The organism is Sulfurospirillum arsenophilum NBRC 109478 (assembly GCF_000813345.1).
Classification (GTDB): Bacteria; Campylobacterota; Campylobacteria; order Campylobacterales; family Sulfurospirillaceae; genus Sulfurospirillum; species Sulfurospirillum arsenophilum.
The window spans coordinates 50,790-70,915 of the sequence record NZ_BBQF01000001.1; the positions used below are offsets into that span (position 1 = coordinate 50,790).

22 protein-coding genes and 4 tRNA genes are annotated in these 20,126 nt (G+C 40.7%); 13 read left to right on the forward strand and 13 right to left on the reverse strand.

The window, feature by feature from the left end; genetic code table 11:
- The 3 genes from SAR02S_RS00225 to SAR02S_RS00235 all read right to left on the reverse strand — a co-directional run bounded on the left by SAR02S_RS00225 (window position 1) and on the right by SAR02S_RS00235 (window position 2,752).
- Entirely contained in the window at window positions 1-1,584 is a 1,584-nt protein-coding gene (locus SAR02S_RS00225) for an aspartate:alanine exchanger family transporter (protein ID WP_041955791.1), read from the reverse strand.
- A gap of 71 nt (window positions 1,585-1,655) precedes the next feature.
- Entirely contained in the window at window positions 1,656-2,192 is a 537-nt protein-coding gene (locus SAR02S_RS00230) for a carboxymuconolactone decarboxylase family protein (protein WP_041955793.1), read from the reverse strand.
- Window positions 2,183-2,752, reverse strand: coding sequence for a cysteine hydrolase family protein (locus SAR02S_RS00235; RefSeq protein ID WP_041955796.1), 570 nt, complete (start codon window positions 2,750-2,752; stop codon window positions 2,183-2,185). The genes SAR02S_RS00230 and SAR02S_RS00235 overlap by 10 nt, the downstream gene beginning before the upstream one ends.
- Before the next feature lie 108 nt (window positions 2,753-2,860).
- On the opposite strand from SAR02S_RS00235, the gene SAR02S_RS00240 reads away from it, so the two are divergent.
- The 3 genes from SAR02S_RS00240 to SAR02S_RS00250 are packed head-to-tail and all read left to right on the forward strand — an operon-like array spanning window position 2,861 to window position 4,860.
- On the forward strand, window positions 2,861-3,427 hold the full coding sequence (locus SAR02S_RS00240; protein ID WP_041955798.1) for a TetR/AcrR family transcriptional regulator: 567 nt from the start codon (window positions 2,861-2,863) through the stop codon (window positions 3,425-3,427).
- Window positions 3,428-3,484: 57 nt separating this feature from the next.
- Window positions 3,485-3,961 carry a histidine phosphatase family protein gene (locus tag SAR02S_RS00245; protein WP_198133055.1) on the forward strand — a complete coding sequence of 159 codons (477 nt, stop codon included), beginning with the start codon at window positions 3,485-3,487 and terminating at the stop codon, window positions 3,959-3,961.
- A gap of 53 nt (window positions 3,962-4,014) precedes the next feature.
- The gene (locus SAR02S_RS00250; RefSeq protein ID WP_041955803.1) at window positions 4,015-4,860 is read left to right on the forward strand and encodes an AraC family transcriptional regulator; all 846 of its coding nucleotides are present in this window, start codon (window positions 4,015-4,017) and stop codon (window positions 4,858-4,860) included.
- 4 nt (window positions 4,861-4,864) lie between these two features.
- Here SAR02S_RS00250 and SAR02S_RS00255 read toward each other — a convergent pair whose 3' ends face one another.
- From SAR02S_RS00255 to amrA, 4 genes are all read right to left on the reverse strand, one after another.
- Entirely contained in the window at window positions 4,865-5,479 is a 615-nt protein-coding gene (locus tag SAR02S_RS00255; protein WP_041955804.1) for a class I SAM-dependent DNA methyltransferase, read from the reverse strand.
- An 81-nt stretch (window positions 5,480-5,560) separates the two neighbouring features.
- Entirely contained in the window at window positions 5,561-6,355 is a 795-nt protein-coding gene (amrB, locus tag SAR02S_RS00260; protein ID WP_041955807.1) for an AmmeMemoRadiSam system protein B, read from the reverse strand.
- Complete coding sequence (amrS, locus tag SAR02S_RS00265) at window positions 6,348-7,337, reverse strand: AmmeMemoRadiSam system radical SAM enzyme (RefSeq protein ID WP_041955811.1); 990 nt, start codon at window positions 7,335-7,337, stop codon at window positions 6,348-6,350. The genes amrB and amrS overlap by 8 nt, the downstream gene beginning before the upstream one ends.
- Complete coding sequence (gene amrA / locus SAR02S_RS00270) at window positions 7,337-7,879, reverse strand: AmmeMemoRadiSam system protein A (RefSeq protein WP_041955814.1); 543 nt, start codon at window positions 7,877-7,879, stop codon at window positions 7,337-7,339. The genes amrS and amrA overlap by 1 nt, the downstream gene beginning before the upstream one ends.
- A 68-nt stretch (window positions 7,880-7,947) precedes the next feature.
- Between amrA and SAR02S_RS00275 the strand changes: the two genes are divergently transcribed.
- The 4 genes from SAR02S_RS00275 to SAR02S_RS00290 are packed head-to-tail and all read left to right on the forward strand — an operon-like array spanning window position 7,948 to window position 10,675.
- Complete coding sequence (locus tag SAR02S_RS00275) at window positions 7,948-8,445, forward strand: DUF6622 family protein (RefSeq protein WP_041955817.1); 498 nt, start codon at window positions 7,948-7,950, stop codon at window positions 8,443-8,445.
- Between the two features lie 43 nt (window positions 8,446-8,488).
- A complete protein-coding gene (locus SAR02S_RS00280) occupies window positions 8,489-8,887 on the forward strand; it encodes a hypothetical protein (RefSeq protein WP_041955819.1) in 399 nt (132 codons plus the stop codon).
- A gap of 51 nt (window positions 8,888-8,938) precedes the next feature.
- The gene (locus tag SAR02S_RS00285) at window positions 8,939-9,739 is read left to right on the forward strand and encodes an AraC family transcriptional regulator (protein ID WP_041955821.1); all 801 of its coding nucleotides are present in this window, start codon (window positions 8,939-8,941) and stop codon (window positions 9,737-9,739) included.
- Between the two features lie 36 nt (window positions 9,740-9,775).
- On the forward strand, window positions 9,776-10,675 hold the full coding sequence (locus SAR02S_RS00290) for a DMT family transporter (protein WP_041955823.1): 900 nt from the start codon (window positions 9,776-9,778) through the stop codon (window positions 10,673-10,675).
- On the opposite strand, the gene SAR02S_RS00295 is transcribed toward SAR02S_RS00290, so the two are convergent.
- Window positions 10,638-11,210, reverse strand: a complete 573-nt coding sequence (locus tag SAR02S_RS00295; RefSeq protein ID WP_041955825.1) for a YqiA/YcfP family alpha/beta fold hydrolase — start codon at window positions 11,208-11,210, stop codon at window positions 10,638-10,640. The genes SAR02S_RS00290 and SAR02S_RS00295 overlap by 38 nt on opposite strands.
- A 191-nt stretch (window positions 11,211-11,401) precedes the next feature.
- On the opposite strand from SAR02S_RS00295, the gene SAR02S_RS00300 reads away from it, so the two are divergent.
- Together SAR02S_RS00300 and SAR02S_RS00305 are read left to right on the forward strand one after the other, a co-directional pair.
- Window positions 11,402-11,686 (forward strand): hypothetical protein, encoded by a 285-nt coding sequence (locus SAR02S_RS00300; RefSeq protein ID WP_041955827.1) that lies wholly within the window; start codon window positions 11,402-11,404, stop codon window positions 11,684-11,686.
- 3 nt (window positions 11,687-11,689) lie between these two features.
- On the forward strand, window positions 11,690-13,753 hold the full coding sequence (locus SAR02S_RS00305; RefSeq protein ID WP_041955831.1) for a molybdopterin oxidoreductase family protein: 2,064 nt from the start codon (window positions 11,690-11,692) through the stop codon (window positions 13,751-13,753).
- Window positions 13,754-13,833: 80 nt separating this feature from the next.
- Here SAR02S_RS00305 and SAR02S_RS00310 read toward each other — a convergent pair.
- From SAR02S_RS00310 to SAR02S_RS00325, 4 genes are all read right to left on the reverse strand, one after another.
- A tRNA-Ser gene (locus SAR02S_RS00310) sits at window positions 13,834-13,921 on the reverse strand.
- A 34-nt stretch (window positions 13,922-13,955) separates the two neighbouring features.
- Window positions 13,956-14,029: transfer RNA gene (locus tag SAR02S_RS00315), tRNA-Cys, on the reverse strand.
- 22 nt (window positions 14,030-14,051) lie between these two features.
- Window positions 14,052-14,138, reverse strand: a tRNA-Leu gene (locus tag SAR02S_RS00320).
- A 29-nt stretch (window positions 14,139-14,167) separates the two neighbouring features.
- Window positions 14,168-14,242 (reverse strand) — tRNA-Gly (locus SAR02S_RS00325).
- A gap of 129 nt (window positions 14,243-14,371) precedes the next feature.
- Between SAR02S_RS00325 and ilvD the strand changes: the two genes are divergently transcribed.
- From ilvD to SAR02S_RS00340, 3 genes are read left to right on the forward strand one after another with little or no spacing between them, the layout of a single operon-like run.
- Entirely contained in the window at window positions 14,372-16,051 is a 1,680-nt protein-coding gene (ilvD, locus tag SAR02S_RS00330; RefSeq protein ID WP_041955835.1) for a dihydroxy-acid dehydratase, read from the forward strand.
- Complete coding sequence (locus SAR02S_RS00335; RefSeq protein WP_041955837.1) at window positions 16,051-16,689, forward strand: MarC family protein; 639 nt, start codon at window positions 16,051-16,053, stop codon at window positions 16,687-16,689. Before ilvD ends, SAR02S_RS00335 begins: the two co-directional genes overlap by 1 nt.
- Window positions 16,690-16,702: 13 nt before the next feature.
- A complete protein-coding gene (locus tag SAR02S_RS00340) occupies window positions 16,703-16,903 on the forward strand; it encodes a hypothetical protein (RefSeq protein ID WP_041955840.1) in 201 nt (66 codons plus the stop codon).
- A gap of 437 nt (window positions 16,904-17,340) precedes the next feature.
- On the opposite strand, the gene SAR02S_RS13520 is transcribed toward SAR02S_RS00340, so the two are convergent.
- The gene (locus SAR02S_RS13520) at window positions 17,341-19,011 is read right to left on the reverse strand and encodes a methyl-accepting chemotaxis protein (RefSeq protein ID WP_041955843.1); all 1,671 of its coding nucleotides are present in this window, start codon (window positions 19,009-19,011) and stop codon (window positions 17,341-17,343) included.
- 177 nt (window positions 19,012-19,188) lie between these two features.
- Here SAR02S_RS13520 and galU point away from each other — a divergent pair, with 177 nt between their 5' ends.
- Complete coding sequence (gene galU, locus SAR02S_RS00350) at window positions 19,189-20,058, forward strand: UTP--glucose-1-phosphate uridylyltransferase GalU (protein ID WP_084218416.1); 870 nt, start codon at window positions 19,189-19,191, stop codon at window positions 20,056-20,058.
- Window positions 20,059-20,126 lie beyond the last annotated feature (68 nt).

Below are 20,126 nucleotides of genomic sequence, written 5' to 3' on the forward strand. Positions count from 1 at the left end.
TTACATTATCTTCATACCCAGTTGGGCTAGAACGATGACCAGTACCAAACCAAGTGGGTAAACCGCAGCATACGCGATGGAAGGGTAATCCGTTTTGGTCATGTTATTTGCCATGGTTAATGAAGGTGTCGAGGTCATAGCTCCTGAGAGCAAACCCAGAATATCTAAGAAATTCATCTTCAAAATTTTTCTACATGTAAAGGTAATAATTCCCAACGAAACGATGAGCGCACCAAGCGCGAGTACAATGGGTAAGACACCATTGTTTTCCAATGACTCGACAAGGTATTTACCTGCATTGGTTCCAAGGGTTGCTATAAAGATGAGTTGGCCAAGGGTCTTTAAAAGCGTGGTCGAATGCGGTGAAAGGTTCCATACGATGGGTCCAACACGTCCTAAACGTCCAAGGACTAACGCGGTAATCAAAATACCACCGACAAAGCTTAGTTTGATGTCGCCGACACCGGGAATATAAAAAGGAATACTTCCTAGCAAGATACCAAAAACAACACCTAATGATATAGGTAAAAAGTCTGCCGCTGGGTATTTTAAAAGGTCATTACCGATGAGTTTGGTCACTTTTTCAGTGTATGTTTCAGGTGCGACTACATAGAGTTTATCACCAAGGCGTAACGTCAAATCAGGATATGCAGGAATGTCGATACCCGCACGTCGTACTTTGGTAATGACAGCACGGAGTGACTTGAGTTCTTTTATCATACCGATTTTTTTACCGACAATTTCTTTCGAAGTTGTCAGAAGTCGTAAGACTGCCATATTGTCTTGAAATTCATGTTCTTCACCGATCTCTTGGCCTAAAACAATGCTAAGGTTAGCCAGTTGCTCATCGGTTCCTGCGACTCTGATAACATCGCCATAACTGAGAGAAACATCTTCGGTGGTATGGTCAACATGCCCATCAGAAGTCATACGCTCTATGACGGTAGAGGTCATACTCTCTATTTTTGATTTTTTGATTTCGGTGTTTCTGAAGTTTTCATTAGTAATGCGAAAATTTCGGGTATGAATGTCAGGAAAACGTACTTTTTGGCTTGATTCATACTCTTCCACTTCTTTTTGCAAATCGACACGAAAAAGTACAGGTAGTACGCGTATAAAAAGGACGGTTGCTACAATGCCAAAAGGGTATACAAGACCAAAGATGACGGAAGTGGTTGGTGTATGTTTAATCTCTAGGGCCGCTGCGAGTGCTGGAACGCTGGTAAGTGCTCCTGTAAAAATTCCATCGATGATAGTTTTTGGCATATCAAAAAAGTAGCCAAATCCAAAGATGATGACAAAAAGCAGAAGTAAAAGGGCTGTTGCTATGAGATTGAGCTTAAGACCTTCATGTTTGATGGTATCAAAGAAACCAGGACCTGATTGAAGACCAACAGCATAGATAAAAATAGCGAGTCCAAAGTATTGAAATGCATCAGAGATAACCATGCCATAATGTCCAGCAATGAGTGCTACGATAAGCATAGCCGTTACATCCAGTGAAAAGCCTCTGACTTTAATATTGCCTAAGATGTAGCCAACAGAAATGATGGCGAAGAGGTAAAAAATTTCGTTATTAATCATAAAAAATCGTGCCTTAAAAGAATTAGTCCAATTATACCTTAATTTGGTTGTTACTTTTAAGGCACGAGTGACTAAAAATCTTTCTCGATTTTAAATGCATCAAAGATGATATCGATGGCAGACATGCGTGCGCCGTGGTTTGTAGCATCTAAAATGTCACCATCCTCATAACCAAGATCACGCAAGGCTTGTACATCTGAAGCGTTTACATCATGAGGTGTGCGTACCGCTTTGAGAACAAACAGAAGCATCGCTTTTTCTTTTGCATCTAACTTAGTATCATTAGGATTGGCACGCATTGCTTCAACATCTTTTGGGGTCCATCCCATCATATTGATAAGAATAGAAGCGTTATAATCGACACAATAGCTACAGCTGTTTTTATCGGAAATGAGCATACGAATAGAGGCAAGCAAAGGCATTGAAAGGCTTTTTTGTTTGACCATGTAGTATTCGATGAAACTCATTTGCTGTTTGATGAGCTCAGGACTTGCACTAAAAATCTGCGCTGAGTTACTCACACGTCCACGCATCGCTTCTATTTTTCCATAAAGCTCTGCAAGCTCACCGGTGGCGTTTTCTGGTTTGATGGTATTGATTAATGGCATGATTTTTCCTTTGAAAGTAATGGTATCCATTCATTAAGCGTTAAAACGCGACTAAATCCAAATGCCTGAGCCACTAAAAAAGCTCGGTGTAATTCTTCGGCACTTACCTCACCTGCTTCATTAGAAAAAGCCAATGTACCATTTGCATCGCTTAAAAACTCGACGTTAAATCCAAGTTGTGAAGCGTCCCTTGCTGTAGCATCGCAACAATTTTGGGTCATGTACCCTATGATAGTAACAGTATCGACACCAAGATTTCTCAGTCTCCAGTTTAGGTCAGTTCCTATGAATGAACTCGCATGATTCTTTTCGATGATAAGATCAGGTTTTATGTTCTTAATCTCATCGTGCAATTCCCACAGATGGCTTCCTCGAACAAATGCTCCGGCATTTTCTTTGAGACTGGTATGTTGCACAAAGACAGTGAGAACGCCCTCTTTTTGAGCTTCAGCAATAGCCACTTTGATTTTCTCAAAACTATGGGGCGGGTAGCTAATAGGCAAAGCGCCCCCATCAAAATACTCATTTTGAACATCCACAACGATAAGAGCTCGTTTCATAAAACCTCCTTGACTGTTTGGTCAAGTGGCATTTTAACAAAACTTGACCGTTTAGTCAAGTTGGATAGAATTATGCTATAATCAAACCAATCAATAAAGGAAAAAGAGATGGAAACCACACGCGATAAGCTTATTCATGCAGCATTTGACGAGATCTTTTCGCACGGCTATCAAGGTGCATCACTTGTCGATATTTTAGCCAAAGCAGGCGTACATAAAGGTTCTATGTACCACTTCTTTGCCAATAAAAAAGAGATGGCACTCGCCTCTATCGAAGAGACGATACTGCAAAAAAACGCTGAAAAATACCGCTATGTCGAAACTTATACCAGTGGCTTTCTTGAAGAATTTTACACACGATTACGTGACACTTCCGTGCGAGACTTTAAACGTGGATGTCCTATCGCCAATATCGTTCAAGAGATGTCCAACATTGATGAAGATTTTAATACTTTGATGAAATCAATTTATGGAGCTTTTCGCGCCAAGATCAAAGCCATTTTAGACAAAGCGATTGAGGTTAAAGAGATGAAACTATGCGATACGACGAAATTGGCACTCTTCATTACCTCAACGGTTGAAGGCGCTATACTTGCGGCAAAAGCGAGTGGTAATGCGCAGGATTATAGTGATGTCATTGAAGAGTTGATAGAGCATATTGAGGGGAAACGGTAACCTTATATGATTTACCTGATGCGGCATTTTAAAGTGAAAGACACATCAAAAACGTGGATGAATAGTGTCCAATTTGAACAATGGGTCAAAGATTATGATACTTTTGATCTTGATTATACACAAGTGGATTTTCCTCAAGTAGAAATGGTTTATGTCTCATCTCACACAAGAGCACTAAAAACGGCAGATTTTATTCACTGTAGGTACCAAATAAGTGATTTAGTGAGAGAAGTTGATGCAAAAGTGTTTATTAAAACTTCTTTGACTCTTCCTAAATGGCTTTGGTTAGTTGTTACTAGAATACAGTGGTATTTTAATATATCTGAAGGTGAAAATAGAATTGATACTGTTTACCGAATAAATCAATTTTTAGAAACATGTGATTTAACCAAAGATATGTGTATTATAACGCATGGCTTTGTGATGAAAACCATCATTAAAGCCTTACAAAATCGTGGATTTTATGGAAAACAAGAGATTACTCCTCAAAATGGAAAACTCTATACATTTTCAAACTTAGCAACCATGGAGTAGTTTTAACTTCGCCATTACTCTACACTTTCACATAAACGTTTTAAAGAGGGGATATGAAAGAGATAACCAAAGAGGACTATATTCACAGTGTGTATAAGGTCATCTTTTACGTTGAAGCCAACTATGCGCAGGAGCTGAGTCTTGAAGAGTTAGCCAAAGTGGCGGGGTTTTCGAAGTATCATTTTCATAGGATTTTTAAGGCAGTGAGCGGTGAGAACATTGGAGATTACATACGTCGCATCAGGCTTCAAGGAACGACGTGGAAGCTTAAAATTGAGCCGAAAATCACTCAAATTGCCCTTGATAGTGGCTACGAAACCAATGCCTCTTTTACCAAAGCGTTTAAAAAACATTTTGGGATGAGTCCGAGGGCTTTTTCGGATCAACTCAAAGCGAAACAAGGAGTTGTGATGGTAGCGCCAAAAGTGGTTAATGTTGAGCCGATAACGGTTTTGTATGTGCGAAAAACGGGTTTGTATGCGACCTCAGCGTGTGAAGCGTGGAATCTGTTGATGCCTTTTGCGTATGAGCAGAAGATGAAGTTTCATAAAAAAATTATGGACAAAGAGACGATGCACTTTGGCATCGGGCATGACAATCCGAACCTTATAGAACCAGACCTACTTCGCTACGATGCGTGCATTAGCTGTGATGATGCGAGTATTGAACCAAAAGGTGAGGTTTTTCGTAAGGTGATGGAGGGTGGAAAGTTTGCGGTGTTCTTGCATAAAGGTGCGTATGAAAATCTCAAATCTACTTATGATGAGATAGGTCAGTGGATGGTGCAAAGTGGCGTTAAACTACGCGATAAGCCTCTTTTTGAGAAGTATCTCAACCGTGATCCAAGGCGCACGAAACCTGAGAATTTGCGTACCGAAATTTACGTGCCTATCGCGTAGTTATTTAAGCTTTACGCCCTGTCAATAAAAAGATGGGGTAGTCCCCGTAAGGCTTTTTAGCCACACTGACAATTTCAATATTCACATCTTCAAAGCCTGCTTTTTTTGCAAGTGTGGCAAACTCTTCTTGGTCAAAACCAAAGTGAAAAACGCCCATATCTTCGCTATGAAAGGTTCCATCTTCTTTGTCTAAATCTGCGAGTGCAATGCTTCCTCCACTGTTGAGTAAACGGTGAAATTTTTGAAAAAGTGCTAGTGTGTCCTCAACGTGATGAATGGTCATTGAGGAGATGATACCATCAAATGTTTCATCAAGTTCAGCAGATGAAAGGTCAAGCTCTAACATCGTAAGTTCGCAAGGAAGAGAGTTTTTCTTGGATCGAAGTTGTTCATTCATCGAAGGTGAAACATCAACGGTAGTGATTTTTTTGACATGTGGAGCAATTTGGGTGGTCAAAAGCCCTGTTCCTGAGCCAAAATCCATCAGATGCGTTGTTGTTTTAGTGTAGGTGAGTTTCTCTAAAATCGCATCGGCGATGTTGGTGACATTGTCAACACGTGCGGGCTCTTTTTCATACACTTTTGATTTTTCAGAAAAATAGTCTTTGGATGGTTGCATGCATGACCTTTGTGATGGATGAGAGAGTATAGCACACGCATTTTTCCAAAAAAATTAACTCAAAAAACTAGCGCATATATTTTAACCAATCACAAACGAAGTGTACCCGACAACCCGACTGTCATCTTTAGTACGTGAAAAACTGGTTCTATAGTCTAAAAAGTGTGCACTTAAATCGTAATGAAGCGCACTTTGTACCATGGCTGTAACGCCTGTCATACCGCATGCTTCGCAACCATGTGTCAGTGCATGGAGATCACGGTTTTTAATGGCTTCTATGCAGTGATTGTCGAGTTTATTGGCTTCTTCTTCTGTGTGAAAATGGCTGAGATCGGTGCTGATGACAAGAAGAGTTTTTTCATCTTTAAGCACTTCGTCTATCACGGATGAGAGTTCATCATGCATGATGTCGCCATAGACGATTTCGACAATCTTAGCGTGTTTAAAGTAGTGGTGAATAAAAGGCATCTGCACTTCCGTCGAATGCTCTTCGTGTGCGGAAGGATGAAAGTCTATACATGGAAACTTTTTTTGAAGATCATGGCTATAGCGTAAGTCTATTTCCAGTTCGCCACAGGGTGTATGATACGCTTCAAAAAGGGCTACAGAAGCGCCGGAAACATAGATACGATGGCTAGGACCAATGACAACGACACGTTCAATGTCAGAGCGTTTTAAAGCCGTGTAGTGGTAGGCAAGATTGGCGGTGTAACCACTGTAAATGTAGCCTGCATGCGGTACGATGAGTGCTCGGGGTATCACATCGAGCTTCAACTCTGGCATCTCTTTATCAAAATGGGCAATGTAATGTTTAATCTCACTGCACATATCAGGGTAAAACATCCCTGCAACGGCAGACTTACGATATTTATTCATCAAAAACTCCTGCGAGTTTGGTTTTGCATTTTGGACAGCATCCTTCTTCCAGATGGTTTTCCATCACTTCAAAGCGTTTTCGTTCTATCAAAATAGCATTACATGTAACGCACCTCGTTGGGTTTTCAAGTCCGACATTGCCAATGTAAATGTGTTTTAGCCCTGCGCTTTGACCTATGGATTCAGCACGCTTTAGTGTTTCGATCGAGGTCGCTGGAAGCCCTTGCTCGTGGTAATCAGGATGAAAGGCGCTAATATGCCACGGTGTTTGCGCTCCCAGCTCTTTTGCGATAAAGGAAGCGATGGCATTTAACTCAACATCTGAGTCATTTTTGGTAGGAACGATGAGTGTCGTTACCTCGATCCAGATGCCATTACGTTTAAAGTGTTTGAGGTTTTCCAAAATGGCTTCAAGCCCACCACCGAGCTCTTTTTTGTAGTAGTCGTGGTTGAAGGATTTGAGATCAACATTCGCTGCATCGATGATGCCAATCATATCGTCAATGACTTCAGAGGATTCAAAACCGTTGGTGACGAAGATGTTTTTGATACCTTTTTCATGGGCTAAAAGGGCTATGTCTTTGGCATAAGGGTAAAAAATGGTAGGTTCATTGTAGGTGTACGCGATGGAGGCACATTCGTATTTGAGTGCCATTTCGACGATTTGCAAAGGAGAGAAAAATTCTTTTACATGTAATGTTTTTTCTTGCGAAATACTCCAATTTTGACAAAACGGACATTTGAAATTGCAGCCAATCGTTCCGAGCGAAAAGGCTCTGGTGTCGGGCAAAAAGTGGTAGAGTGGTTTTTTTTCCACAGGGTCAACGTGCATTGCCACGGGGTAGCCATAGACTAGATTTTTGATGACGCCATCAACGTTTTTATTCACACCACAAATCCCTGCTTGCCCCTCTTTGAGATGACAGTAGTGTGCACAGAGAAGACAAACGAGACGCGATCCTTCTGCTTTAAAGTAGTTCATTATTTCACCTTTTGGACTTTGTAACGCCAGATGTCAGGATGACTTTCCAAACACTCAGATTCGAGTCCGGCCTTTTGGCAGAGATGTGAAAAGAAAAGCTCAAAGGTGGGCAGTTGCTCCCAAACTTGGGGTAAAAACGTTGCTTTACGGCTCCCTTTTTGAAGGATGATACCATCTTCGCCTACCGTGACTTTGCTTTTAAGATCGTCGCTATTTTCATACGTGATAAGCTCAGGTTCACTTAGAAGTGAGACTTCGATGTGGATGCGTGAAAACTCTTCAGGATTCAGTGGATAAAAGCGTGGATCATCAAAGGCGGCGGCTTTTGCGTTGTAAATGAGGTCGTCTAATAAGGGTCGATGAGCGATGAGTGAGCCGATACATCCGCGAAGTTGACGGTCTAATGTGAGGGTTACAAACGTTGCTTTGGGTTTGGCAAATTCGGGATAGAGTTCCAGTAGAGCTTTTTTATCAAGCGTATCAGTGTGACTAAAGCCATCTTTGATGGCATTTTTAGCAATATCTAGGATCACGTTTTGCATGGTGCCTCCTTGGTGGAGGTTTATTATATGATAAAATGGCTGATAGGTTATACAAAAAAGGAGTCTTTATGCTCATGGCAATTTTGGAGCGAACACCTGTATGGGTCTATGTGCTGTTTTTAGCATTACTAGGGTTGGGCTGGACGCAGAGCCGTGATCGCATTGTCCCCTACGCTAGGGCATTGATACTTCCTCTCATTATGGTTCTTTTCTCCATCTATAGTGTTGTTTCTGCTTTTGGTATGAGCATTGGAGTTGTTGCATGGAGTTTGGGCATGATAATTGTTATGGCGCTTGGAATTCGCATACGGGCTTTTTACAATGCTGTTTTTATGGAAGAACACAAAGCGTTTGCCATTAAAGGAAGTTGGTTATGGTTAGCTTTGATGATGGTCATTTTTTGGCTAAAATTTGCCGTAGGCGTAGCTCTTGCTAGAGAATTAGAAATCGTTTATGAGCCTTGGTTTATCCTTGGAATTAGTTTATGTTATGGTGTGCTGAGTGGTATTTTTTTAGTTCGAATGGTTATTTTATGGAAGATCAAAAGTTTACATGTAAAACATTAACACAGTTTTGCTAGACTATCGTATGATTTTTAAGGAGCAATGGATGAAACAGTGGATAGTAATGGCGATGTGTATAGGTCTTTTTTCAGGCTGTAGCATGAGTTTCAATTATAATTTTTGGAGTCAAAAAGCACCTGCCACACCTTCCCCTGTTGTAACTGAAGTCAAAATAGCACTTCCTAGCACCATTTTGATGTATGATTTAGATATTACCGACCGCCCTTATACCAGCCTTGGTGAAGTAAATGTGAGTGTCACGAAACTCAACCCATGGGGTGATGATCCAAAACAATCTGACGCTGAAGCAAAACTCAAAGAAGAAGCAGCGAAAAAAGGTGCAGATGCACTTATTTATGTTCGCTATACCAAAGTGGGCGTTTCGTACAATCGCTGGAGTGGCATCGAGGGCAAAGCTCAAGCGGTTAAGTTTACACGCTATTAAAAGCGCAATTTTGTACTATTTTTATTGACAAAGTTGCGTTATACTAAAACCATGAAATCTGCACTTTTAAACGATACTATTTTTGAGAACATCACCAACTCCAATGGTCAATTTACCAACCATTTTCATGACACCTACACCATTGGACTCACGCATGATGGTATGTTCAAGTCTATTCACGAACATAAAGCAACCCTCGCTTACCAATACTCCACGCGCGTAATTAACCCTGGCGAAGTGCATTGTGGTGATTCACATGCATGGCAATACACCAATTTTTACCCTAGCGTTGAACTTTTAAGCAGTTTGTATGAGCAAATGTATGGTGAAAAAAAGATGCCGATTTTTGAACAGCATATTATCCAAGATGAGGCATTATATAGGCTTTTGGTCTCTTTTTTTCGCAGTGTCTATGAGCATGAAGAAACACTGCCCTGCGAGTCAAAACTTATCGATGCCCTCTCGCACCTGATAGCCAACTACACGCGTTCAGCGACACCCTACCCTTTTACATGTAAAGCAAAAAATACCATGTCGATGGTGGTTGAGTATATCCATGAATATTTAGATACCGAGATTTCACTGGACGCACTTTCAAAGGCGGCGATGGTGAGCAAGTACCATTTTCTAAGACTTTTTAAAAGCCACACGGGCTTGACGCCACATCAATACATCATTGCAGAGCGTATTCATAAGGCAAAAGAGCTTGTATTGGAGGGTGAATCGCTTTCGCTTGCAGGGCTTCATGCAGGTTTTAGTGACCAGTCACATTTTATCCGCAGCTTTCGCAAAATTTATGGCTATTCGCCAAAGACACTGCTTCAAAAAAGCAATTTTATTCTATATAAATAATATCAAAAAGAGTAAAATTCGCGCCAAGGAGTTACCATGGTCAATAAAAATCTTTTTTTCTTTTTACTCTTTCTCGCAATGGTCGCATGGGGTGGTTCGTGGGTCAATGTGAAAGTTTTAGGACATTATGTCAGTGCTTACGAGATGATCTTTTTGCGTTTTGGCATTACCGCTATTACGATGGTTCCGATCATTGTGTGGCTCAAGCACTCATTCAAAATTGATCTCAAAAGCTTCGGTTTGGTGGTACTCGTAGCGCTTGCATTGATCTTTTACAATAAATATTATTACCTTGGAACCAAGTTTGGTACGGCCTCTTTGGGTGGTGCGATGGTAACGACGATGATCCCCATTTTAACGTTTGTTTTACTAGCATTGATGGGTGTTAAAAAGGTGAGTTCAAAAGATCTGTTTGCTCTTGGTTTGGGTGCTATTGGCGTTTTGACGATGCTGCATATTTGGACATTTGATCTAGCGCACATACTGGTGATTCAAAATCTTTACTTTTTTCTTGCAGCTATTTTATGGGCAATTTTGACGATTATTAGCTCTAAGTCAACGAAAATTTCACCGATTGTCTTTACGTTTTACATGTACATTGTCACTGTTGCACTTGACTGGATTTTATTTGTGGATGTGAGTGCAATACCCTTTTCGTCACTTGATGGTATCTTTTGGATTAATACGCTGTTGATTTCCTTGGCTGCTTCCACCTTTTCCAATACGATCTATTTCTTAGGAATTGAAAAATTAGGTGCAGCCGAGGTGAGCTCGTTCGTCTTTTTGGTGCCGTTTTCAGCGATTGGACTGAGCGCTCTTTTCTTAGATGAAAAAGTAGATTTCTTCATCATCATTGGAACGATTTTAACGCTTTTTGCCGTTAAAATGCTCAATAATATTACAATTTTAAAGCGACGCCGAAAAAACGCTGAATAGTTGTAAAATGGCGATCCAGCCCTTCAAAGCTGTGATTGCCACCCTCTTCTACAACCATCTTCGCACCTTCTAAAAAGTCGAGTGCTTCTTCGTAGTCTAAGACCTCATCACCTTTTTGCAAAAGAAGTAAAATATTTTCAAGATTAGGCTCTTCTATCTCATAGCTTTCAAGCATTTCAAGATGAGACTCATTCCATTCATATGCGCTATTGTCATAGTAATTCACACCATGACCAAGTGCTCTTTGAAGTGTTTCAGGTGCATTCACCGCTGGATTTATGAGCACGGCTTTGAGATTGTACTTATCGCTGAGATACAGTGAATAGTAGCCACCAAGCGATGAACCCATAAGATAAACTGGCTCATTGTCCTGATAAGATTCGATGAGTTCACTAAGCGTTTTAATGGCAAGATCAGGAATCGTAGGCAAGGATGGTGCAATGAAGCGAATCTTGTTTTCTTGGCAATAAGTACGAAGTAATTTTGCTTTACTTGCCTCGCCACTAGAGCCAAATCCGTGAATATAAATGATCATGTTCTACCTTTTAATCAATAAATTAAGCACCAAAGGTGCGCGGGCCTTGTGCCGAACAAAACCCAGTGTTAACGTAGTTTTCAAAGCTTGCTTTGAAAACGTGTGTAGAGTTTTGTAAAGGACTCTCCTAAATGGAGTATAGCAAAAGTTTCGTTAGGCTATAATACGCGTAATTACTTAAAGAGGACAACATGAAATTACAAGAATTAGAAGCTAGAAAAATCATTTTAATGGTGATGGGTGACAAGCGGACACTCACCAAAAGCGATGAAGAATTGGCACTGCTTCTCAAAAAAAGATTGACCAAAAAAGAGTGCGAAGTTTTAAATGCTGAAGCACTTGGCAAAGACAAAGAGACGCTGATGAGTGAGCAAAAAATAGATGCAACACGTTACGATGCACTCAAAGCAAGTGCGATTAAAAAGATCAAAAATGAGTCCGTTCATGGAGATTTTTTCTATACCAAAGGTGAATAAAACATGGAACACGTTGAAGTCATAGACAGTGTTTGTACCTATTGTGGTGTGGGATGCGACATCGCTGCGAATGTCAAAGACAATAAAATTAAAAGCATTTTTGCCCATCCTGAAGGCGTAGTTTCAGAGGGAAACCTGTGCGTCAAAGGCAAATACGGCTTTGAGTTTGTGGATGCCCCAGATCGTCTGAGAATTCCGCGTATTCGCAAAAGTTTTTTGGCGCAAAACCCTGCAATTTACGAAGCGATAGCTTTACATGTAAACGAGTTGGATGAGACGTGGGTTGAAACGACTTTGGATGCAGCCACCACGGCGGCGGCTATGAAACTTCAAGAGATTCAAGCAAAGTACGGACGTAAAAGTGTCTGCTCCATCGGAGGGGCGCGAACCTCGTGTGAAAGTTCATACTTACTTCAAAAGTTCACCCGTCATACCCTAAACTCTCCGCATGTCGATAACTGCGCACGCATTTGCCACTCTCCAAGCCTGAAAGGCATGCGTACCACCATCGGTGAAGGTGCGGCGACCAATCCTTACAATGACATCTACAATGCGGAGTTTATGATCGTTTTTGGCTCCAACACCACCGAAGCGCACCCCATTATCTCCAACCGCATCGTTGATATGGCAAGCAAACATGATAATCTAGCCGTTTTTGATGTGCGAGAAATCACCCTTCACCGCTTTGCCAAATACAAAGGTATCATTCCTCACGAAGCCAATCTGCTTGTTTTAAATATGCTGGCATATGTCATCATCACCGAAGAGCTTTACAATGAGCATTTTCTAGCAGATCGCACCAAAGGTTTTGAAGCGTTTAAAGAGAAGATTTTAAATGACCCTTATGCGAATCCCAAATACTTCGAAAGTATTGAAGGCTATGAAAGCCTTAGCAAACTGATTCCTAAAGTAGCGCGTGAATACGCACTTAAACGATCGATGATTTTCTGGGGTCTTGGTATAACTGAGCACATTGATGGCTCATATGCGGTGATGGCGATCACGCATTTAGCGCTGATGACAGGAAACATCGGGAAACAAGGCGCAGGTCTTATGCCACTTCGTGGACAAAATAATGTCCAAGGTGCATGTGACATGGGCATGTTGCCTTACTACGACCCTGATTATCAAACGCCTAAAGAGATCGGACTGATGACGCCTGAGCTTGTCAATGAAATGCTAGAGGGTCGCATCAAAGCGGTGATCAATATGGGCGAAGATCTCACCCACGTTCACCCGAACAGCAATAAAGTGAACCGCGCACTGGATAACGTTGAATTTATCATGGTGCAAGAACTTTTTATGACAGAAATCGCGAACCAAGCAGACATTGTCATCGGCGTGAAATCCGCTTATGAAAAAACAGGTGTTTACGTAAACGCGATGCGTCGCCTTCACCTCTCGCAACCGCTTGTAAAGTCTGACTTACCCGATGATTGGGAAGTCATCAAATTACTCGATAACAAAATGGGTGGAAACTACGCGTATGAAGATTCAAAGCAAATTTGGGATGAAGTGCGAGAAGTGGCGTACAGGCGTTTTTCAGGAGCTAGTTACAATAGACTAGAGCGTCACCGCGTTCGTGGGCTTCAATGGCCCGTACACACCGAAGATACGCCGATTTTACATCAACTAGACTTCCGAACCGAAGATGGCTACGGTGAGTTTCACTACCACCCCTATCAACTTCGAGGCATGGTGCAAGAGATATGTGAAAAAAGACTCACAGGGTATCATCTCACCACGGGAAGAACATTGGCACAGTATAACAATGCTTCACAAACCAGTCGCTGTGAAAAACTCAATAAACGTTATGACGAAACGATTTTATTAGTGCATGAAGATGATGCAGAAGATTTTACCAGTGAAAAAGTCATATTGAAAACAGAATTTGGGCAAAGTACGCCACTCACCGTAAAGTTTACCGACAAAGTACAACCTAAAACACTTTTCTGTACGTTTCATCATGCCAAGTCGAAAATCAATAATCTTTTTGGTGATCGATGTGATGAACTCATTTTAACAGCAGCGTTTAAGTCGATCAAAGTGGAAATTGTGAATGTTTGAGTTTGATTAAAGTAGCTACTCGTTAGCTACTTTAAAAAAGTAGTGAAATAAAGTTTGTATTTAGGGATTTTAATATGAAGTGGCCGGGAGAGAGGGATTTGAACCCCCGGAGGTATTACCCTCAACGGTTTTCAAGACCGCCGCATTAAGCCGCTCTGCCATCTCCCGACAGAAAATTTGTAGATGATACATAATACAAAGGTGGAGGCGACACCCGGATTTGAACCGGGGATCAAGGCTTTGCAGGCCCATGCCTTACCGCTTGGCTATATCGCCACCGTATTTCTCTATATCTAAGTGGTGCCCGGAGCCGGATTTGAACCGGCACACCCAAACGGGCGAGGGATTTTAAGTCCCTTGCGTCTACCAGTTTCGCCATCCGGGCAACGCGTTTCTTTTTAAGATTAAACTAAATGGAGCGGGAAACGAGGTTCGAACTCGCGACCCCGACCTTGGCAAGGTCGTGCTCTACCACTGAGCTATTCCCGCATCTAAAAAAGAGATGAGAGTATAGCAGTTTTTTTTCGCAATGTAAAGTCATTTGCGAAAAATTCTTTACATGTAAGCTTTTTTAGAGCGGTTTTGCTATAATCTAAGAAAATTTTTAAGGAATAATTGATGCGTAGTGATCAAGTCAAAAAAGGGTACAACAGAGCGCCACACCGAAGTTTGTTTCGAGCAACAGGTCTAAAAGATGAAGATTTTAACAAACCATTCATTGGAGTAGCAAACTCTTATATTGATATTATTCCTGGTCACTTTTTCTTACATGAGTACGCTGTCATCATTAAAGATGAGATTCGTAAGAACGGCTGTGTGCCATTTGAGTTCAACACCATTGGTGTCGATGATGGTATTGCGATGGGGCATGATGGTATGCTCTACTCTCTTCCAAGTCGTGAGTTGATTGCTAACTCTATCGAGACCATGATGAATGCACATATGTTGGATGCGATGATTTGTATTCCTAACTGTGATAAGATCGTTCCAGGTATGATCATGGGTGCGCTTCGTGTCAATGTTCCAACGGTATTTGTAAGTGGTGGACCAATGAAAAAAGGCTATACCAAAGAGGGAGCTCCGATTGATTTAACGACGGCATTTGAAGCAGTTGGTAAATTTGAAAAAGGCGACATTAACGAGGCCGAGCTTAAAGACATTGAGTGCAATGCTTGCCCAAGTGGTGGTAGTTGCTCGGGTATGTTTACCGCCAATAGTATGAATACATTGATGGAAGCAATGGGCATCGCTCTCCCCGGTAACGGCACGATCCCAGCTTTAACACCTGAGCGTGAAGTGCTTTTACGCGCTGCGGCAAAACGTATTTGTGAGATTGCCATCGATGATCGTTTCAAGCTTCGTAATATTCTTAATGAAAAAGCGGTACGCAATGCTTTTGCTGTTGATATGGCAATGGGCGGCAGTTCTAACACTGTACTTCATATGTTAGCCATAGCTAAAGAAGCAGGCGTTAAGTTTGAAATCAAAGATATTAATGAGATCAGTAAGAACGTTTCACATATCGCCAAAATTGCCCCTTCTCTTTCAACGGTTCATATGGAAGACATCAACCGTGCGGGCGGTGTGAGTGCGGTGATGAAAGAGGTCAGTAGACGTGATAATGGCATTTTATTTTTAGATAATTTAACCGTTACAGGTGAAACCGTTGGTGAGCGCATTGCCAATGCTGAGATTAAAGATACTGCAATCATTCATACGCTTGAAAATCCTTACTCTAAAGTGGGCGGTCTTGCTATTTTATTTGGTAACTTGGCAGTTGAGGGTTGTGTTATTAAAACCGCTGGTATTGTGGGTGGTCGTCAATTTATCGGTAAAGCGGTCTGTTTTGACTCTCAACAAGAAGCACTTGCTGGAATCGTTGGTGGAAAAGTGAAAAAAGGCGACGTGGTTGTCATTCGTTATGAAGGTCCTCGTGGAGGTCCTGGTATGCAAGAGATGCTTGCTCCTACGAGTTTAATCATGGGTATGGGGCTTGGAGCCGACGTAGCACTTATCACCGATGGACGCTTCTCTGGAGCAACCAGAGGCCTTAGCATTGGGCATGTGAGTCCAGAGGCAGCTGAGGGTGGTCTTATCGGTCTTGTTCAAGATGGCGATACCATACAGATCGATGTAGATGCCTATACGATTGAAGCATTGATTGATGAAGAAGAATTGGCACGCCGTAAAGCTGCATTCAAACCAAAAGTGAAAACCATTCAAGGTAGTTGGTTGAAACAATATCGCCAACTAGTCACCAACGCAAGCAGTGGTGCTGTTTTAAAGACTGATGCGTAATGGCTGAATTTTTTAATTTATTACTCCAACATACCATCACAATGATGGCGATTGTTGATCCTTTGGGAGTGAGTGCGATTATGCTCTCACTCTTGCCGCAAAGTACAACGAAAGAGCATATTAATCAAATTGCTTGGAAAGCTACAGTCACCATTATTGTCGCTTTCTTTGTCGTTTTACTTACGGGTAATTTTTTGCTCAATCTTTTTGGTATTGAAATTGATTCGCTCAAAGTGATGGGCGGAATCGTGCTATTACTAACAGCGATTAAAATGGTTCAAGGTTCTATGGAGTCCAAAAACCAAACAGAAGAAGAACGAGAGGAAGCGATCAAAAATGATGAGTTTTCGGTTATTCCTTTGGGTATTCCTATTACTTTTGGGCCAGGTATTTTTGCAACCATCATTATTTTACGCGGACATAGTGAAGGTATTACTTCAGTTGCTGCGCTCATTATCGCTTATCTTATTGTTGCACTAAGCGTTTATCTCTCTTTTAAAAATAGTATTTATATTCGGCACTATCTCGGTATTACAGGACAAAAGATTGTGAGTCGTTTGATGGGCTTAATTGTTGGTGCTATTGCAGTACAGTTTGTTGTGGGTGGTATTAGCACGCTTGTAAAACATTACATGTAAAGAGGAAATAAGTATGAACCAAGGTGGCTGGACCTGTCCTCATGATGTGGAAGGTATGTGTGACATCATTAAAAAAGAGTGTGATCCAGGTGACAAAGGTTGTGTTTTGTACGGAAAAGCGAAATTTTCCTGTGAAGATTCACCTTCAAATGAAGCGTTTGAAAAACGTATGGAGCGCAAAATGCGCGAGATGCTAGGGGCAAACGACGAGTAATATAGTTTAAAAAGATGTGGTTTTGGAGATTGCTCCAAAACCACGAAGTGAGTGACAAATTAGGGTTAATACTCTATTATAGTGATTGTGATTGGATAAGATATACAAAGCCAACCGCACATAAAACTGCATTGATAAGCGTCATAGCTATTCCAGCTTTTACAACATTTAATTTCTTCATCATAACGGCTCCTTTTTATGTTTTCGGAATTATATGCACTTAAAACTTAAAATACAATAAAGTTGCCAAAAATAATTTTATTAACTTTATTTTGGTAACTTTTCTACACTTTAAATTTAATGAAAATAATGATATTAAAACTATAAAATAAGCTAATATTAAGTAAATAGAGGGTTTTTTGATGCAGTTATACTTGGGAATATAAGAAGTGTATGGAGATTTACACTTCCTACAATCATATTTGAAAAGAAGTCAATTAATTTTTGGGTCTATATCCTATTCTAAATCCGCCCCAATGACGGCCTTTAACGTAAATGGGGATCGAAATATCGTGCATGACATCGCCATTTTCTCTTCGGTAGGTTTGAAGAAGTACGCGTTTTTCGTGGTTTGCACCTCTAACACCACTGTCTGTAAAGATACGTTTGCTACGGTTACCAAAAAGATCCTTCTCATAATTACCCGTAAGTGGCGCACGTGCGTTGTGCGTTGAGATGTACCCTGATTTATGCATTGCAACAGCATAAAAAAGCATTTTTGGATTTTCATTCATCAACGTATCTATAATAGGAGGAAAGGTTTGATCTGTGAAGGCATCATAAGTCGTAGTATATTTTTGAGGATTTGTATTGGCGATGGGTTTGAAGTTGGTATCGAAAACAGCTTCTATACTTAGCTTTCCATTGGATATAGCATTCTCAAATAATGCTTCAACGCGCGATTTTGCATTAAAACAAAGTTGATACATTTTTTCATGGTATTCATCCATCGCAAAAGCACTGAGATTTTCATGGGCTTCTTCAGCTCCCGAGATAATTGCTTGCGTTTGTCCTGAAATAGCTTTCATCTCTTTTGTGCCAGATTCGAGTTGGTCACTGATTTTTGAGATAGCCTCTTTAATGCTCAGTAGTTGGTCACTGTTATAATCAGCACTCTTTGCAATGGTGTCAATTTGGTTTTCTATTTTTTCGGCATTACCGATAAAAAGCTTGATCTCATCGCCCACATGTTGAACGGTATGGGTTGCACGCTCTATCTCATGGCGCAAGGTTTCAATACTAGCATAGACATCATTTGTATCTTGTTGAATTTGTTTGACAATAAGAGTAACTTCACTGGTTGATTTTGAAGTGCGCTCTGCAAGATTGCGTACTTCGTCGGCGACAACAGCAAAACCACGCCCGTGTTCACCGGCACGTGCTGCTTCGATCGCAGCATTCAATGCTAAAAGATTGGTTTGGTCGGCTATATCGTCAATGACGGTTGTTACATTTTGGATGGTGATGGATTTTTCTTTAAGATCATTCACTTTGGAAGAGGCATCTGCTGATTGAACATTGATTGTATTCATACGCGTGATAATCTCATTAAGTTCTGCAATACTTTGTTGACTCTCTTTCATAGAAAGCTTGGCAAATGATGATGCTTCTTGGGCATTTGAACTTACTAAATTGACTTGTTCAAAAATGTTTTGAGTCGAACTTGAAATTTCTGCAATAGAGTGTGCTTTTTCTTCTAGCTTTTTAGACATAGAGTCAATTGAATACATTAACTGTGCTGTTGCAATGGAATTTCTACCCGCACTTTGTGAGTAGTTTTCACTCAAATAGGTTAGGAGTGTAACAAGTCGATAGATTCTTGGAAAAAGAAAATTGAGTAAAGTGTTTTGTTCTGTTACATGTAAAAACTCTTTTTGATACGTTTCTCGTAAATTTTTATCTCTAGCATCAAACTCGCTAAGGAGTTCTGTGGCATGGGAAAAGGGTTGAATGATAGTTTTATACAATGTGAGCGTTGCAAGCATAAAAAGAGCAAATGCAATGATAGCGATGATGAAAGGCTCAGTAATAAACCATGTGATCCCAAACAAGCCTATTCCAAAAAGAATAAAAATAGCACTGATTTTAAAAAAGTAGCGTTGAAGCATTATGTCCCTCGACTCTAATTAAGATGAATGAATTAGGGTAACACATTAAGATGATAAAGGTATGAAAAAAAATAACGATGACAAAAAAATGACTTTGAGTGTTTAGATTTGATACTCATAGAAAAAAGAGCAAAATTAAGATAAAATTTCACACTTAAAATTTTCAGGAGCGATACAGTGTCAAGTATCTCAAAATATAGCAAAATCAATAGTCTAAAATCTGTTAAAAAATGCCTTTTCCCTGCCGCTGGGTATGGTACGCGCTTTCTTCCAGCAACCAAAGCGATGCCTAAAGAGATGTTACCCGTTCTTACCAAACCATTGATCCAATACGGAGTTGAAGAAGCAGTAAGTGCTGGCATTGATACGATGGCAATCGTTACAGGTCGTGGTAAACGTGCCATTGAAGATCACTTCGATGTCAGTTATGAACTTGAGCATCAAATCAAAGGAACCTCAAAAGAGAGTTATCTTACTGAAATTCGTAACCTTATTGATAATTGTACCTTCAGTTATACAAGACAAGTGGAGATGAAAGGTTTGGGTCATGCGATCCTTACGGGTAAAACGTTGATTGGTGACGAACCTTTTGCGGTTATTTTGGCGGATGACTTATGTGACAATAACGATGAAGATCCAGTCCTTAAACAGATGGTTGAAGTGTATGAAAAGTATCGCTGTTGTGTGGTTGCAATCGAAGAAGTACCAAAAGAAGAGACAAATAAATACGGTGTGATTGATGGAAAAATTGTGGATGGTAATGAGTCCGTACTTCGTGTCTCAAACATGGTGGAAAAACCAGACCCAAAAGACGCTCCAACGAATCTAGCGATCATTGGTCGTTATATTTTAACACCCGATATTTTTGATGTTATTGAAAATACAAAACCGGGTAAAGGTGGCGAAATTCAGATCACCGATGCTCTTTTAGAGCTTGCAAAACAAGGTAAAGTTATCGCGTATAAATTCCAAGGAAGACGTTTTGACTGTGGCTCCATTGAGGGCTTTGTTGAAGCGACTAACTACTTTCACGACAAAGCAAAATAAGCTTTACATGTAAAGCCTCACGAGAGTATTGATGAGGCTTTCTCACCTTTTTTCACTGCTTTAAACCA